The 16494-nt window shown below is 77.0% G+C and carries 5 protein-coding genes; 1 reads left to right on the plus strand and 4 read right to left on the minus strand.

What is annotated here, in order from left to right:
* Genes ACF1AK_RS30620 through ACF1AK_RS30635 form a run of 4 tightly spaced genes read right to left on the minus strand, consistent with a single transcriptional unit; the run spans nucleotide 1 to nucleotide 13455 of the window.
* The gene (locus tag ACF1AK_RS30620) at nucleotides 1-3054 is read right to left on the minus strand and encodes an amino acid adenylation domain-containing protein (protein WP_391502101.1); all 3054 of its coding nucleotides are present in this window, start codon (nucleotides 3052-3054) and stop codon (nucleotides 1-3) included.
* A complete protein-coding gene (locus ACF1AK_RS30625) occupies nucleotides 3051-4580 on the minus strand; it encodes a class I adenylate-forming enzyme family protein (RefSeq protein WP_391502102.1) in 1530 nt (509 codons plus the stop codon). The genes ACF1AK_RS30620 and ACF1AK_RS30625 overlap by 4 nt, the downstream gene beginning before the upstream one ends.
* Entirely contained in the window at nucleotides 4577-10174 is a 5598-nt protein-coding gene (locus ACF1AK_RS30630) for an amino acid adenylation domain-containing protein (protein WP_391502103.1), read from the minus strand. Before ACF1AK_RS30630 ends, ACF1AK_RS30625 begins: the two co-directional genes overlap by 4 nt.
* Complete coding sequence (locus ACF1AK_RS30635; protein WP_391502104.1) at nucleotides 10171-13455, minus strand: amino acid adenylation domain-containing protein; 3285 nt, start codon at nucleotides 13453-13455, stop codon at nucleotides 10171-10173. Before ACF1AK_RS30635 ends, ACF1AK_RS30630 begins: the two co-directional genes overlap by 4 nt.
* Before the next feature lie 436 nt (nucleotides 13456-13891).
* Between ACF1AK_RS30635 and ACF1AK_RS30640 the strand changes: the two genes are divergently transcribed.
* Nucleotides 13892-16390 carry an ABC transporter permease gene (locus tag ACF1AK_RS30640; RefSeq protein ID WP_391502105.1) on the plus strand — a complete coding sequence of 833 codons (2499 nt, stop codon included), beginning with the start codon at nucleotides 13892-13894 and terminating at the stop codon, nucleotides 16388-16390.
* The last annotated feature ends 104 nt before the right edge of the window (nucleotides 16391-16494 follow it).

Genomic DNA, 16494 nt, shown 5'->3' on the forward strand with positions numbered 1-16494 from the left:
TCACTCCTGACGCAGGTCGGTGACGGCGGCGGCGACGCCGCGCACGGTGGGGGTGTCGAAGAAGACGTCCAACGGGACGGCCACGCCGAGCTGTTGGCGGATCCGGGCGGCGATCGCGGTGATCAGCAGCGAGTGGCCGCCGAGGTCGAAGAAGTCCTCGTCCGGGCCGAGGTCGTCCAGCCGCAGCACCTCCCGCCAGATGGCGAGCACGGCGGCGGTGGTCGCGTCGGGTTCGTCCTCCTCCCGCACGGGCTCCGGCCCGGCGCGCCCGACGGCCGGTTCGGGCAGCGCGGCACGGTCCAGCTTGCCGTTGGGCGTGAGCGGGAAGGCGTCGAGGACGGTGTACGCCCCCGGCAGGACGGCGGCCGGCAGGGTGGCCGCGAGGTGGGCGCGCAGCTCCTCGGGGGTGGGCGCCGCCGCCCCGGCGGGGACGACGTAGGCGGCGAGGCGGCGGTCCCCGTCCGGTCCGTGCAGGGTGGCGGCGGCCTGGGCGACGGCGGGGTGCTCCGCCAACCTGGCCTCGATCTCGCCGAGTTCGATGCGGTGGCCGCGCAGCTTGACCTGGCTGTCGGCGCGGCCCGCGAACTCCAGGCCGCCGCCGGGGTGGCGCCGCACGAGGTCCCCGGTGCGGTAGATCCGGGCGCCGGGCGGGCCGTAGGGGTCGGGCAGGAAGCGGCGGGCGGTCAGCCCGGGGCGCCCCCGGTAGCCGTGCGCGACGCCCGCGCCGCCGAGGTACAGCTCGCCGGGCAGCCCGTACGGGACGGGCTGCAGGTGCTCGTCCAGGACGTAGGCGCGGGTGTTGGCGAGCGGGGCGCCGATGCTCACCCGGCCGTCGGGGGCGGCGGGTTCGGCGAGGGTGGACCAGACGGTGGTCTCGGTGGGGCCGTAGACGTTGACCAGCCGGGCGGTGGCGGCGGCGAGGTCGGCGGCCAGCGGGGCGGGCAGGGCCTCGCCGCCGGTGAGCGCGGTCAGGCCGCCGCCGGTCTCCGCGAGGCCCGCCTCCAGCAGCACCCGCCAGCCGCTGGGCGTCGCCTGGACGTGGCTGACGCCCTCGCGGGCGAGGAGGTCGAGCAGCGCGGGGCCGTCCCGGTGTGCGCCCTCGGGGGCGAGCACGACGCGGCCGCCGGTGATCAGCGGCAGCAGCAGTTCGACGGTGGAGATGTCGAAGGAGAGCGAGGTCAGACCGAGCCAGCGGTCCTCGGGGCGGGCGCCGAGGTGGTCGCGCAGGCTGCCGAGGAGGTTGGCGAGCGCGCCGTGCGGCACCTCGACGCCCTTGGGGGTGCCGGTGGAGCCGGAGGTGTAGAGCACGTACGCGGGGTGGTCCGGCGACGGCCCGGTGGGCAGGTCCGCTTCCGCGGCCGTGGGCGCGAGGTCCTCCGGCGCGAGGTCGCCCGGGGCGGACGGCACACGGGTGATCCGCAGCGCGAGGCCGGAGTCCGCGCGCAGGAAGGCGAGGCGCTCGGCGGGGTACTCCGGGTCGAGCGGAAGGTAGGCCGCCCCGGCCGCCAGCACGCCGAGCACCGCGACGAGTTGGTCCCTCCCGCGCGGCAGGGCGATGCCGACCAGGGAGCCCGGTCCGGCGCCGTTGCGGGTGAGCGCGGCTGCGGCGTGCGCGACCAGCCGGGCCAGCTCGCGGTAGCGGTACGCGGTGCCGTCCGCGACCAGCGCGACGGCCTCCGGGGCGGCGGCCGCGCGGGCGGCGAACAACGCGGGCACGGTCGCCCCGAGCAGGCCGGGTTCCGCTGCGGGAGCGGCGAGTTGGGCGGCCCGCTCGTCCTCGACCGGCAGCGGCAGGCGGCCGACCGGCGTGGCGGGGTCGGCGAGGGCGCCCTCCAGCAGGGTGCCGAGGTGACCGGCGATCCGCTCGGGGGCGCCGGGCTCGAACGCGTCCGTCCGGTAGTGCAGGCTGACGTCCAACGCGTCGTCACCGTCGACGAACTGGAGGTTGACGAGGTTGCGGGCGGTGCCCGCGAAGCCGGTCCAGCGGACGGTGGCGGCGAGCCCGGGGCCGAAGTCGGGCTCCGGCGTGCCGGAGGGGCGGCGGCGGTAGCTGACGGAGAGCGGGGTGAGCGCGGTGCGCGGGGTGAGGCCGCGGACGGCGCGCCCGAGCGGGACGTCCCGGTGCGGGTAGAGCGCCCGCAGGTCGGCGCGCACCGCGAGGGCGTGCGCGGAGAACGGCGAGAGCGCCGACGGCTCGGTGAACAGCGGGAGTTCGTTGACGGCCAGTCCGACGGCGACCGGCTCGCCGGGGCGGCGCACGGACAGCTCGACGGCGGTGGCGGGCGCCGGGTTGCCGTAGCGCAGCAGCAGCGCGTGCCAGGCGGCGGTGAGCAGTTCGAAGCGGGTGACGCCCAGCCGCTCGGCGGTCGCGACGAGCGCCGCGTGGCGGGCGCCGTCGATCCGGAACCCGGTGCAGGACCCGGCGCCGGGCAGGGTGCCGGGGGCCGCGCCCGGGTCGGTGACGGTCCGCAGCCCGGGCAGCACCGGCAGGCCCGGTTCGCGCCACCGCTCGGCCCAGTAGGCGGTGGCCGAGGCGGCCGACGGCTCCCCGGACGCCAAGGAGAAGGTCTCCGGCGAGGACGTCACCGGCGAGGACGCCGCCGGGACGGGCGCCTCGCCCCGGTGGGCGGCGGCGAGGTCGGCGACCAGCCGGTCCTTGGACTCGCCGTCGAAGGCCAGGTGGTGGGCGGTGACCAGCAGCACGTGCCGCTCGGCGCCGGTCCGGTACAGGGTGAACCGGGCGAGCGGCCCGGCCGTGAGGTCGAAGCGGGCCGCGCCCTCGTCGGCGAACAGCTTGTCGAGGTCCTCGGCCGGGCACTCGACGGTCCGCAGCACGGGCGCGGGCCCGGACCGCAGCACGGGGCCGTCGGGGTCGATCCGCCCGGCCAGCACGGGGTGCTCCCGCACCACCCGGGCGCAGGACTCCGCGAGGGCCCCGGCGTCGAGCGGTCCGGTGAACTCCACCGTGACGGCGAGGTGGTAGGCGGCGCCGGCGTCGAGGGTCTGCTCGGTGAGCCAGATGCCGTGCTGGGCGGGGCTGAGGGGGCTGGTCATCGGATGGCCTCGCTGATGGTGGGGGTCTGGCCGGCGGTCGGGGGCACAACGGGGTCGTCGCCGGTCACCAGTCGGCGGAGCTCGCGCTTGAGCACCTTGCCGCCCTCGTTGCGCGGCAGCGCCTCGCGGAACAGCACGGTGGCCGGCAGTTCGTGGGCGGCGAGGTGACCGAGCAGGAAGGTCCGCAGCTCGGCTGGGGTCGGCGGCTCGGCGCCCGGCGCGGGCACCACGACGGCGGCGACCACCGCGCCGAGCACGGGGTGCGGGACGCCGAACGCGGCGGCGTCGGCGATCAGCGGATGGGCGTGCAGGGCGTTCTCGACCTGGAGCGTGGAGACCTTGTGGGCACCGGACTTGACGACGTCCTTCTCCCGGTCGAGCAGGTGCAGGAAGCCGTCGGCGTCGATCCGGCCGAGGTCGCCCATCCGCACCCACGCGCCCTGGAACACCGCCCGGTCGCGCTCGCCAAGGTAGCCGCGCGGCGCGGTGGGCGAGCGCAGCCACAGCTCGCCCGCCTCGCCGGGCGGCAGCGGGCGGCCGTCGGCGTCGGTGATCCGCAGGTCGGCGAGCGAGGCGGGCTGCCCGGGCGAGTCGGGGTGCTCGGGGTCGAACAGCAGGGTGATCTGGGCGGGCGCGGCCTCGGTGGAGGTGTAGTAGTTGGTGATCTGGGCGCGCGGGAAGGCCCGGCTGAGCGCCAGGGCGACCGGCTGGGGCAGCGCGGCGGCCGTGGAGCCGACCAGCCGGACGCCGCCCAGGTCCGCCTTGGCCAGGGCCGCCGAGGCGAGCAGTTCGATCGCCATGGCGGGGACCAGGAAGACGCTGCCGATTCCGTGTTCGGCGATCAGCCGGACGAACCGCAGCGGGGTGAACTGCGGGGCGGCGACGCAGGTGGCGTGTGCGTTGAGCGCGTTGACCAGCATGGTCTGCCCGGCGTTGGTGCCGACCGGGAAGGCGTGCAGGAAGGCCTGCGAGTGCCGCAGCGGGCGGCGGCGTTCGTCGAGGGTGCAGCCGTACGCCAGGTTGGCGTGGGTGGCGGTGACGCCCTTGGGGGTGCCGGTGGTGCCGGAGGTGTAGAGGATCTGGGCGGGCGCGCCCGGGTCGACGGGCGGCAGCTGCGGCTCGGCGGGGTGGCCGGCGGCGTCGGCCTCGGTGAGCGGGCGCACACCGGCGACGCCCGGGGCGTCGCCGGTGTGCAGCAGCAGTGCCGCGCCCGAGTCGGCGAGGGCGTGGGCGGTGACGGCGGGAGCGAGCCGGTCGGAGAGCGGGACGGCGACGCCGCCGGCCCGCAGCACGGCGAGGTGGGCGACGGCGTAGGCCGCCCAGTCGGCGGTGCCGTGGCGCAGCGCGACCCGGTCGCCGGGCCGCAGTCCGGCGGCGAGCAGGGCGGCGGCGAGGGCGCCGGAGCGGGCCTGCCAGGCGCCGAAGCCGAGCCGGTCGGTGCCGTTGACGACGGCGGTCCGCTCGGGGTGGGCGGCGGCCCGGTGGGCGAGCAGCTGGGGCAGGCTGGTGGGGACGGCGCGGTTCACACGGCCTCCCGGGCGGGGTCCGGGGAGCGGCGGGCCGCGGCGGCCCGGGCGCGCTCGCGCAGGCCCACCAGGTCGTCCGGTTCGGCGTCCGGCACCTCGCGGTCGAAGCGGGCGAGCGAGGGCAGCCGCAGGCCGACGGCGACCAGGACGAGCATGGCGAGCCCGAACAGCACGTACATCAGCGCGATCCCGCGCCCGGGGCCGGTGCCGATCAGCGGGCCGAAGACCGGCGCGAGCGCGCCGTCCGGCTCCATCAGCGGGCCGAACACGGCCGAGCCGAGCGGGGCGATGACGCCGTGGCCGAGCGGCAGGGTGGACCAGGCGACCAGGGTGTTCAGCGCGAAGACCCGGCCGTGGAACCGCTGCGGCACCTTGACCTGGACGATCGTCGAGTAGACACCGTTGACCAGGGAGAGCGCGAAGGACATCCCGAACGCGCCGGCGGCGATCACCCAGAGCCCGGCGTGCAGGCCGGTGACGGCGCCGGCCAGGGCGAGGACGGCGGCGAGGCCGAGCATGCCGCGCAGCCGGTGGCGGCGCGGGCCGCCCCAGAAGCCCATGGCGATGCCGCCGAGCAGGGCCCCGGCGCCACCGGCGACCGCGACCCGGGCGGCGCCGTCCAGGTCGGAGAAGGCGAGCACCATCGGAGTGGTGAGCAGGAACAGCGGGGAGAGGAAGACGTTCAGCCCGGCGAACCAGAGCAGCATGGAGCGGAAGCCGCGCTGGCGCCAGGAGTAGCCGAAGCCCTGCTTGATCTCCTCGACCAGCGGTTCGCGCCTGGTCCACGGCAGGGTGCGCGGGAAGCGCACCGCCAGCAGGATGGCGACGGCGATCGTGTAGCTGGCCACGTCGATGATCAGGATGCCGCGCAGGCCGATCGCCGCGAGCAGCGCGACCGCGACCAGCGGGACGACGAACTGGGCGGCGCCGAAGGCCAGTTGCACGACACCGTTGGCGTGGCCGAGGTACTGCTTGGGGACGATCTGGGGCACCGCGGAGGCGTAGGCGAGGCGTTGGAAGGTGAGGGCGACGGAGAGCACGCCGAGCAGCACGTAGACCTGCCAGGAGTGCAACTGCCCCGCGAGCAGCAGCGCGAGCATGGCGGCCTGGGTGGCCCCGGCGGCGACGTCCCCGGCGAGCATCACCTTGCGCCGGTCGAGCCGGTCGACCAGGGCGCCGGCCACCGGGCCGACGACGATGCCCGGCAGCATGGCGATGACGGCGTAGAGCGCGTAGCGGGCCATCGAGCCGGTCTCCAGCAGGATCCAGACCGGCAGCGCGAACTCGGTGAGCGCCGAGCCGGTGATGGAGACCAACTGGCCTGCGGCGACGGCCAGGAAGCGGCCCATGCTGGGCTGCGGGCCCTCCTCCGCCGCGGGCTCGGCGACGGCCTCCTCCTCGGGGGCGGCGGGTGCGCCGGTCTCGCCGTGGTACCACCAGGAGCTGTCCGGTCCGCGCGCCGGCAGGGTGTCGGTCCGCCCGGCGAGGACGGCGCGGTGCACGGTGGTGACGGCCTCGACGACCTCCGCCGCCCGGTACTTGACGAAGAAGTGGCCGCCCTGGTCGAGCACCGCGACGGCGGAGCGCTCGGCGAGCAGCAGCCATTCGCGGTACCGCTCCTGGTAGAAGTCGGCGGCCGGGTCGTGGTCGCCGACCAGCGAGACCAGCGGGGCGCGCAGCCGGGGTGCTCCGGCGGCGACCTCCTCGATGGCCCGGGTGAAGTACGCCTCGGCGGCCTTGGAGTCGCGGCGCATGTTGCCGACGATGAACCGGACCTGTTCCTGGTCGAGTTCGGAGGTGTCGACGCCCATGCCGGTGAGCCAGTTGAGGTAGACCCGGTCGCCGAGCAGCGGTTCCAGGGCGGCGATGCCGCTGAGCGCGGTGAGCACCTTGCTGCGCGGCTTGGCGAACGGGAACTGGGCGCCGGCGTAGACGGCTTCGAGTTCGCGCCCGGAGGCCTCCAGCAGCCGGGCGGTGGCGACGGCGAGGGCGGTGCCGACCCCGCAGTGGCCGTAGACGACGACCGGGCCGTCGATCCGCTCGCGTACCTCGGCGGCCAGCTGTTCGGCCAACTCGTCGAAGGGCAGGTGCTGTTCGGTGACTCCGATGTCATGGCCGGGGATCGCGACGGCCCACAGTTCGGTGTCGGCGGGAAGCAGGTCGGCGACCGGCTGGTAGACGACGGCGCTGCCGCCGCCGTAGGGGACGCAGACCAGGGTGAGCCGGCGGCGCTCGGCCGGGACGGGCCGGGTGAGCCGGTGCAGCAGCCGGCGCGGGCCCCGGTCCTGCTCGTCGAGGGTGGCGAGGGCGGCGAGGTCGTGGACGGTGCGGCAGGTGAAGAGGTCCATCACGCTGACCGGGCGGGCGCCGGCCTCGGTGAGCCGCTTGCGGGCCTTGGCGACGACCTGGGTGGCGAGCAGCGAGTGGCCGCCGAGGTCGAAGAAGTCCTCGTCGGTGCCGACCTCGGGCAGGCCGAGCACCTCGGCCCAGATCTCCGCGAGCACCCGCTCGGCCTCGGTGGCGGGCTTGGCGGCGCCGGCGTCGCGGCGCAGCTGCGGGGCGGGCAGGGCGCGTCGGTCGAGCTTGCCGTTGGGGGTGAGCGGCAGGGCGGGCAGCACGGCGAAGGCGGCGGGGACCTGGTGGTCGGGAAGGACGCGCTTGAGGGCGGCGCGCAGGGCGGCCGGGTCGGGCTCCTCGGCGCCGGGGGCGGGGACGAGGTAGCCGGTCAGCCGCTTGTCGCCGGGTCGGTCCTCGCGCACGACGACGGCGGCGTCGGCGATGTCCGGCCGGGCGCGCAGCGCGGCCTCGGTCTCGCCGGGTTCGATCCGCAGGCCGCGGATCTTGACCTGCTGGTCGATCCGGCCGAGGTGTTCCAGGGTGCCGTCGGGGCGGCGGCGGGCGAGGTCGCCGGTGCGGTAGAGCCGGGCGCCGGGCGGCCCGTAGGGGTCGGGGACGAACCGGGCGGCGGTGAGGCCGGGGCGGCGGTGGTAGCCGAGGGCGACCGCGGTGCCGCCGATGTGGAGTTCGCCGGGGGCGCCGGGCGGTACCGGTCGCAGGGCGGGATCCAGCACGTACAGGCGGGTGTTGTCGATGGGCAGGCCGATCGGGACGGTCCGCAGCGGGCCCTCGCACTCCCAGGAGGAGACGTCGACGGCGGCCTCGGTGGGCCCGTAGAGGTTGGCGAGCGCGCAGCCCGGCAGCCGGGTGGTGAACTCCCGTGCGGTGTCGGGCGGCAGGGCCTCGCCGCTGCACACCACCCGGCGCAGGGTGGTGCAGCGCTCCAGGCCGTCCTCGGCGAGGAAGACGGTGAGCATGGCGGGCACGAAGTGGGCGACGGTGACACCGGCGCGCACGATCAGGTCGCGCAGGTAGCCGGCGTCCTTCTGGCCGCCGGGCTTGGCGAGCACGATCCGGGCGCCGGTGATCAGCGGCCAGAAGAACTCCCAGACGGAGACGTCGAATCCGGCCGGGGTCTTCTGCAGGACGCGGTCCCCGGGGCCGAGCCGGTAGGTGTCCTGCATCCACTGGAGGCGGTTGGCGATGGCCCGGTGGGTGTTGGGCACGCCCTTGGGGCGGCCGGTGGAGCCGGAGGTGTAGATCAGGTAGGCGGTGTCGTCGGGGGCCGGTCCGGCGGGGCGCGGGGCCTTGGCGCGGACCTTGGGCCATTCGGCGGGGTCGTCGAGCAGCAGGACGCGGGCGGTGCAGCCGTCGGGGACGGGCAGCCGGCGCTGGGTGAGCAGGACGGGGGCGGCGCTGTCGGCGAGCAGGAAGGCCAGCCGTTCGGCGGGGTAGCCGGGCTCCAGCGGGGTGTAGCCGGCGCCGGTGCGCAGCACGCCGAGCAGCCCGGCGACGAGTTCGGGCGAGCGTTCGGCGCTGATCGCGACCAGGCTGCCGGGTCCGACGCCCTCGGCGGCCAGCCGGACGGCGATCCGGTCGGCGGCCGCGTCGAGCTGACGGTACGTCAGGGAGGGGCCGTCCTCGAAGGAGACGGCGACGGCGTCGGGGGTGCGGGCGGTCTGCTCGGCGACCAGGGCGGTCAGGGTGGTGGCCGGACGGTCGGTCGTGGTGTCGTTGAACCGCTCGATCTCGAAGGTGCGTTCGTCCTCGGGGAGGTCGTCCAGGGCGGACAGCGGCGCGTCGGGGCGGTCGGCGATCGCGGTCAGCAGCCGGCCGAGGTGCTCGCCGAGGCGGGCGATGTCGGCCTCGGCGAAGAGGTCGGTGTTGTAGTTGAACGAGCCGAGCAGGCCCTGCGGCCACTCCTGGAGGAACAGCTCCAGGTCGAACCGGGTGCCGCTGGCGCGCACGCCGAACGGTTCGACCTCGACGGGAAGTTCGTCCGGGGCGGCGCTCTCGCGCTGGACGGCGTAGTTCTGCACGGCGAGCACGGCCTGGAAGACCGGCGGGCGGCTGACGTCGCGGGGGACCTTCAGCTCGGTGACCAGCTGGGCGAAGGGCAGTTCCTGGTGGGCGTAGGCCTCCAGGCAGGTGTCCCGGGTGCGGCGCAGCAGCTCGGTGAAGGCCGGGTCGCCCTCCAGCCGGGCGGGCAGGGCCAGCACGTTGACGAACATGCCGACCAGCGGTTCGAGTTCGGGCTCGGGGCGGCCGGCGATGGGCGAGCCGACGGCGAAGTCGCGCTGGCCGCTGAACCGGGCCAGCAGGGTCTGGAAGGCCGCGAGCAGCACCATGTAGACGGTGGCGTCGTGCCGCTTGCCGAGCGCGGTGAGGCGGTCGAGCAGCGGGCGGTCGACCTCGAAGCCGTAGCCGGCGCCGTCGAAGGTCTGGCGCGGCGGGCGCGGTGCGGCGCAGGCGAGTTCGAGGGGTTCGACCCCGGCCAGCTCGCGGGCCCAGTGGGCGACCTCGGCGGCCAGCCGCTCGCCGCTCAGCCGTTCGCGCTGCCAGATGGCGAAGTCGCCGTACTGGACGGCGAGTGCGGGCAGCGGGTCGGGGCGCCCGGCGGCGTAGGCGGCGTAGCCGCGCAGGACCTCGCCGAGCAGCACCTCGCTGGACCAGCCGTCGCTGACGCTGTGGTGGACGACGAGCAGCAGCACGTGGTCGTCGGCGGCGAGCCGGACGAGATGGGCGCGCAGCAGCGGGCCGTGCTCCAGGTCGAAGGGGACGGCGGCGGCCTCGTCGACCAGCCGTTCGGCGTGCGCGGCGTCGTCCGCCTCGGCGAGGGTGAGGTCGGCGGGGCCGGGCGGGTCGACGACCAGCAGCGGGCGGCCGTCGTCGGTGGCCGGGTAGCGCGAGCGCAGGGTCTCGTGCCGGGCGAGGGAGGCGTCCAGGGCGCGGCGCAGGGCGGGGACGTCGAGCGGGCCGCGCAGCCGGCGCACCACCGGGATGTTGTAGGCGGCGGTGCCGGGGGCGAACTGCTCCATGAACCAGAGCCGTTCCTGGGCGTAGGAGAGCGGCACGGGCGCGTCGGCGGCGCGCCGGGCGATCGTCTGGCGGGGCGCGGTGCGGTTCCTGAGGCGGCGGCTGAGGAGCTCGCGCTTGGCGGCGGTGAGCCCGGCGGAGGGGGCCGCGGCGGGGGCGTCCGCGGGGGCGTCCGCGGGCGCCGGAGTGGGGGCCGGAGTGGGGGCGGTTTCGGTGCTCATGACGGCGTTGCGGTCCCTTCCAGGGCGTCCTGCGCGGCGAGCAGTTCCTCGGCGGCGTCGTCGGACAGCGCGTCGAGTTCGGCGACCAGGGCGGCTTCGACGGCGTCGGCGAAGGCGGCCACCGTGCGGTGGGTGAAGAGGGTGCGCAGCGGCACGGTGAGGTCGGCCGCGGCGCGGATGCGGGCGACGACCCGGGTGGCGAGCAGGGAGTGGCCGCCGAGGTCGAAGAAGTCGTCGTGGACGCCGACCCGGTCGAGGCCCAGGACCTCCTGCCAGACCTCGGCGACCAGTTCCTCGGCCTCGGTGCGCGGGGCGAGGTAGGCGGCGCGCAGGTCGGGGCGGGTGCCGGGGTCGGGCAGCGCGCGGTGGTCGAGCTTGCCGTTGGGGGTGAGCGGCAGCGCGTCGAGGACGAGGACGGCGTTGGGGACGAGGTGGGCGGGCAGGGTGGCGGCGAGCGCGGCGCGCAGCTCCTCCGGCGCGGGCGCGGCCGGCCCGGCGGGCACGACGTAGCCCAGCAGGCGGTCCCCGCGGACCAGCACGGCGGCCTGGCCCACCCCGGGCCGGGCGAGCAGCGCGGACTCGACCTCGCCGGGCTCGACCCGGTAGCCGCGCACCTTGACCTGGGTGTCGATCCGGCCGAGGAACTCCAGGGCGCCGTCGGCGCGCCGGCGCACCAGGTCGCCGGTGCGGTAGCGGCGGGCGCCGGGCGGGCCGTCCGGATCGGGCACGAAGGCCCGGGCGGTGGCGCCCGGGCGGCCGAGGTAGCCGTCGGTGACACCGGCGCCGCCGACGACGAGTTCGCCGGGCGTGCCGGGCGGCACCGGGTGGCCGTGGCGGTCGAGCACGGCGACGGTGGTGGCGCCGATGGGACGGCCGATCGGCGGACGGCGGCCGGTGTCGGCGGCGCCGAGGTCGGCGGTGGTGGCGATGACGGTGGTCTCGGTCGGCCCGTAGGAGTTGACCAGCCGGACGGTGTCGCCGAACCGGGCGCGCCAGGCGGCGACGGCCTCCGGGCGGACCTGGTCGGCGCCGAGGATCAGCAGCCGCAGGCTCGCCGGCCAGGGCGTGGCGTCGAGGTCGGCGACCAGCTGGTGCCAGTACGGGGTGGGCAGGTCGAGGACGGTGAGCCCGGCGGCGGCGGGTTCGGCGAGCTGGTCGGGCAGCGCGGCGCCGGCCTCGGCGACGACCAGGGTGGCCCCGGCGGCGAGGGCCGGGAACACCTCCTCGGCGCAGGTGTCGAAGGAGAGCGAGGCGTACTGCAGGACGCGGTCGGCGGCGGTGAGGCGGTAGCCCTCGCGCATCCAGGCGACCCGGGCGGCGAGCGCGCGGTGCGGGACGAGCACGCCCTTGGGGGTGCCGGTGGAGCCGGAGGTGTAGATGACGTAGGCGGGGTCGTCGGGCCCGGCGGCGGCGTGCGCGGGCGGGGCGCCGCCGGCGCCGGAGACCGGGAGCGCCGGGAGCGCCGGGAGCACCGGCACCGCGGCGGGCAGTCCGTCGACGGGCGCGCCGTCCGCGGTGACCAGGGCGGTGGCGCCGCTGTCGGTCAGCATGAAGGCGAGCCGGGCGGCCGGGTACTCCGGGTCCAGCGGCAGGTAGCCGGCGCCGGCCCGCCAGGCGGCGAGCATGGCGACCACGGCGTGCGGCCCGCGCGGCAGGCAGAACGCGACCAGGTCGCCGCGGCGCACCCCGGCGGCCGTCAGCCGCGCGGCCAGCGCACCCGAGGCGGCGGCGAGTTCGGCGCGGGTGAAGCGGGCGTCCCGTCCCTCGACGGCGGGGGCGTCCGGCCGGTCGGCGGCCGCCCGGTCGATCGCGTCAAGCACGGTGGCCGGGTGCGCGGGGAGCGCGGGCCCGGCGGTACCGGCCGCCGCCTCGGCACGCTCCTCGGCGTCGAGCAGTGGCAGCAGGTGCACCGGGGTGTCCGGGGCGGCGAGCGCGGCGCGCAGCAGGGTCTCGAAGCGCCGGCCGAGCCGGACGGTCCACGCCTCGTCGAGCAGGTCGGTGCGGTAGCCGAAGACGGCGTGCAGGTCCTCGCCGTCGGGGCGGACGTCCAGGGCGAGTTCGAACTTGGCGGCGGTGTGGCCGCCGTCGGTCTCGACGCAGCGCAGGTCGGCGAAGGCGTGCTCGCCGAGGGCGCCGCCGCTCTGGGTGTGCACGGTGAGCAGGGTCTGGAAGAGCGGGGTGCGCGCGGGGTCGCGGTCGGGGCGCAGCTCCTCGGCGAGCTGCTCGAACGGCACCCGGCCGTGGCCGAGCGCGCCGAGCCAGTCGCCGCGCACCCGGCGCAGCAGGGTGTCGAAGGCGGGGGCGCCGGCGAGGTCGGCACGCAGCACCAGGGCGGAGGAGAAGTAGCCGACGGTCCGTTCGCTGTCGACGGTGGTGCGGGCGGCGGTGGGCACGCCGACGCAGAAGTCGTCCTGGCCGGTGCAGCGGTGCAGCAGCGCCTGGTAGGCGGCGGCCAGCACCATGAAGGGGGTGAGCCGGCGGGCCCGGGCGAAGGCGTCGAGTTCGGGGCCGAGGCCGCGCAGGATCCGGGTGTGGAAGGCGCCCGCGCTGCTCGGTTCGGCGGGCCGGGGCCGGTCCAGCGGCAGGTCGAGGGCGGGTGCGCCGGCGAGCCGGTCGCGCCAGTAGGTGAGCGCCTCGGCGGCCTCGGGCCCGGCCAGCCAGGCGCGTTCGGCGGCGGCGTGGTCGGCGAAGGAGGGCGGGGCGGGCAGGTCGGGCTGCGGACCGCCGGCGCGGTGGGCGGCGTAGCGCTCGGCGAGTTCGGTGCGCAGCAGGCCGAGGCTCCAGCCGTCGGCGACGATGTGGTGCAGCACCAGGCAGAGCACGTGCTCCTGCGCGCCGGTGCGCAGCAGGGCGGCGCGCAGCAGGGGTCCGGCGGCGAGGTCGAAGCCGCGGTTGACGCGTGCGGCGAGGGCGGCGTTCACCTCCTCCGCGGGGCGTCCGCGCAGGTCGGCGATGTCGAGCGGGACGGGCGCCGGGGCGTCGACGACGGCGGTGGGCCGGCCGTCCTCGGCGGGGAAGCGGGTGCGCAGCGCCTCGTGCCGGGCCACCACGCCGTCGAGCGCGGCGCGCAGCGACTCGGTGGACGGCTCGCCGGTGAGGCGCAGCACGAGGGGGATGTTGTAGGAGGGGTCGCCCGGGTCCAGCTGGTCGAGGAACCAGAGCCGTTCCTGGCCGACGGTGAGGGCGGTGGGCCGGTCGGACCCGGCGGTGACGGCGGACGGACGTTCGGTCCCGGCGTGCGGGCCGGACTCGTGGGCGGACTCCTGGGTGGTCGTGGACATGACACTCCTCGGCACTCGCCTCACGGCGGGACGGGCGGACTCTCGGACATGGCCCGGCCGCACGCCCCGCGGGGTGGGAGGGAGTAGCGCGCTCGGCGGATCGGCGGCGGGCCCCCGTATGGCCGCCGCGGCGCGATCATGCTAGGGAGCCTCCGCGCGGAGCGTCAATGGTCTGGACCAGTTTGGCCGACGGGACCACGGTGACCAATGGGACGAGTGGGGACGCCCCGGGGCAACCGGATCCTTCGGGGTCGGCCTACCTCCCGGGGATGAGGAGCGCCGTCCAGCCCTGCGACCTCGGAATGATCATGAACGCGACCTCACGCCGACGGAAGGCTCCCGCCCGCCTCCTACGCTCGAAGCCGTGACCGGCCGAACCGCCGGTGAGCAGCGACGACGTGCCGGACAGCGGCCGCGCGACAACAGACCGGGAACGATGACCACCTACCGCCACACCCTCGCCGAACTCCGCGGAGAGCTGCGCCAACTCCTCCTCAGCGGGGCCGCCGTCGCCCTCGGCGTGGCCTTCCTCATCGCCTCGGTCGGCGGCAGCGGCGCCCTCGTCGACTCCTTCGGCCAGAGCGCCGCCGCCGAGGTCGGCCCCGGCGACATCCAGATCAGCCGCCCGGCCGCCGACGGCGCGCTGGACGCCTCCGCCGCCGACCGGGCCCGCCAGGTGCCCGGGGTCGCCGCACTCGCCCCGCGCCTGAGCGGCCGCGGCGGACTGCTGGACGCCGAGGGCCGCCCGCTCGACCAGGACGCGGTGGTCAGCGCCGTCGCCGCCGACCCCGGCCTGCGCTGGCAGCTCCTCGGCTCCGGACGGTGGCCCGCCGCGCCGGACGAGGTGCTGCTCGACGACGCCACCGCACAGCGCCTCGGCGTCCGCCCCGGCGCGGACGTCCGGCTCACCCGGGCCGACGGCACCCCCGCCACCGCCCGGCTCACCGGCACCCTCGACGGCCGCGGCGCGCCGAGCCTGTCCGGACACCCCGTCATCGGCGTCCCCGAGAACGCCGTCACCCGGTACGCCGCCGCCCCCGTCACCGAGCGGCTCGACGTCCGCCTCTCCCCCGGCACCTCCGCCACCCGCACCGTCGACGCCCTGCGCGAGGCGCTCGGCGCCACCGGCCCCGCCCCCGAGGTGCACACCCGGGAGGTCTCGGTACGTGACGCCACCCGGGAGAGCGGCACCCTCTACGGCGTGGTGCTGACCGCCGCGCTCTCCTTCGTGCTGATCGCGCTCGCCGTGGCCCGGATGGTCGTCGGCAACACCTTCACCGTCGTGCTCGCCCAGCGCACCCGCCGGCTGGCGCTGCTGCGCTGCCTGGGCGCCGACCGCGCCCAGGTGCGCCGGCTGATCCGCCGCCAGGGCCTGCTGCTCGGCGTGGGCGCCTCCGCCGCCGGCGTCCTGCTCGGCCTCGGCATCTGCGGCGCCGCCCAGGCCGTCCTGGCCGCCGCCGACCTCGGCCCGGTGCGCCTCTCGCTCACCCCCTCGCCGCTGGTCTGCGCGCTCGCCGCGCTGTTCGGCGTCCTGCTCACCCTGCTCGCGGTGCGCGGCCCCGCCAAGGCCGCCTCCGCCGTCCCGCCGATCGCCGCGCTGGACGACGCCGGGCACGGCGTTCCGGCCGGGCCGGCCGCGCGCGTCCGGGCCGCCGCGTGGGCGACGGTGCTGCTGACCGGCGGCGCCGCCCTGGTCGTGCTGGGCGCGCTCACCGCCCCGCCGCTCTCCCTGCTCGCCGTCACCACCGGCGCCATCGCGAGCTTCTTCGGCGTCCTGCGGCTCGCCCACCGGCTGCTGCCCGCCGCCGTGGCCCTGCTCGGCGCACCGGCCCGCCGCCTCGGCGGCACCGCCGGACGGCTCGCCGCCCAGCAGTTGCGCCGCAACCCGCTGCGCACCGGCGCCACCGGCTCCGCGCTGCTGCTCGGGGTGACCGTGATGGTCGGCGCGGTCACCGCCCTGGACATCACCTCCGACGCGCTGGTGCCCGCGGTCTCCGCCCGTCAGCCCGGTGTGTTCTCGGCGACGGGCGCCGGCGGCGGCGCCGTGCCCGCCGGGGCGCTCACGGCGCTCGCCGGGGAGCGCGAACTGACCGTCACGCCGGTCCGTTCGGCCACCGTCCGCGTCGACGGCCGCGACACCGTGCTCGCCGCCACCGACCCCGCCCGGCTCAACCCCGCCGCCGACGGCCTCGACCGCGCCCGCGCCCTGACCGACGGCACCGCCCTCGGCGGGCTCGACGACGGCCGCACCCTCACCGTGACCGGCCGCGACGGCCTCCCCGGCACCACCCTGCGCGTCGAATCCGGCCGCAGCGCCCTGCCGTTCGCCCTCCAGAGCGGCGCAACCCTGCTCGTCACCCCGGCCACCCTCGACCGGATCGCCCCCGGCGCGCCCGCCACCACCGTCTGGATCACCCCCGCCCCCGGCACCGACCGGCCCGCCGCCCGCCGCGCCGTGGACCGCGCCCTCGCCGGCCACCGGCTCGTCGTCACCGACACCGCCGCCCAGGCCGAGACCCTGCGCTCGCTGCTCGACCGGATGATGCTGATCTCGATGGCCCTGCTCGGCTTCTCGGTCGTCATCGCCGGCCTCGGTGTCGCCGCCGCGCTGGTCCTCAGCATCAGCGAACGCGCCCGGGAGATCGGCATGCTGCGTGCCATCGGCATGACCCGCACCCAGCTGCGCCGGATGCTCACCCTGGAGGCCCTACTGCTCTCCCTCGCCACCGCCCTGCTCGGCACCGCCCTCGGCATCGGCTACGGCTGGGCGGCCGCCCGCTCCGTCACCGCGACCCTCGGCACCCTCGGCGGCCCGCCCGTCCTCCCCGTCCTCGGCGCGCTCGTCCTCACCGTCCTCACCGGCCTCGCCGCCGCCGTCCTCCCCGCCCGCCGCGTCTCCCGGATGACCGCCGTCGACGCCATGCGCTCGACGTAGTCCAGGGCCGGGACGGGGACGGGGGGCCGGAGCGCGGGGCGGGGGGCCGGAGCGTGGGGCGCAGGCGGCGTCGAGGACGGCGGCGGGCGGCGGGCGGAGGGTGG

This window comes from Kitasatospora sp. NPDC015120 (assembly GCF_043080305.1).
In the GTDB taxonomy this organism is placed as follows: Bacteria; Actinomycetota; Actinomycetes; order Streptomycetales; family Streptomycetaceae; genus Kitasatospora.

Bases quoted from the DNA above. Each gene is read 5' to 3' on its own strand.
- ACF1AK_RS30620 (WP_391502101.1), bottom strand. From the start codon at position 3,054: ATGACCAGCCCCCTCAGCCCCGCCCAGCACGGCATCTGGCTCACCGAG.
- ACF1AK_RS30630 (WP_391502103.1), bottom strand. From the start codon at position 10,174: ATGAGCACCGAAACCGCCCCCACTCCGGCCCCCACTCCGGCGCCCGCG.
- ACF1AK_RS30635 (WP_391502104.1), bottom strand. From the start codon at position 13,455: ATGTCCACGACCACCCAGGAGTCCGCCCACGAGTCCGGCCCGCACGCC.
- ACF1AK_RS30640 (WP_391502105.1), top strand. From the start codon at position 13,892: ATGACCACCTACCGCCACACCCTCGCCGAACTCCGCGGAGAGCTGCGC.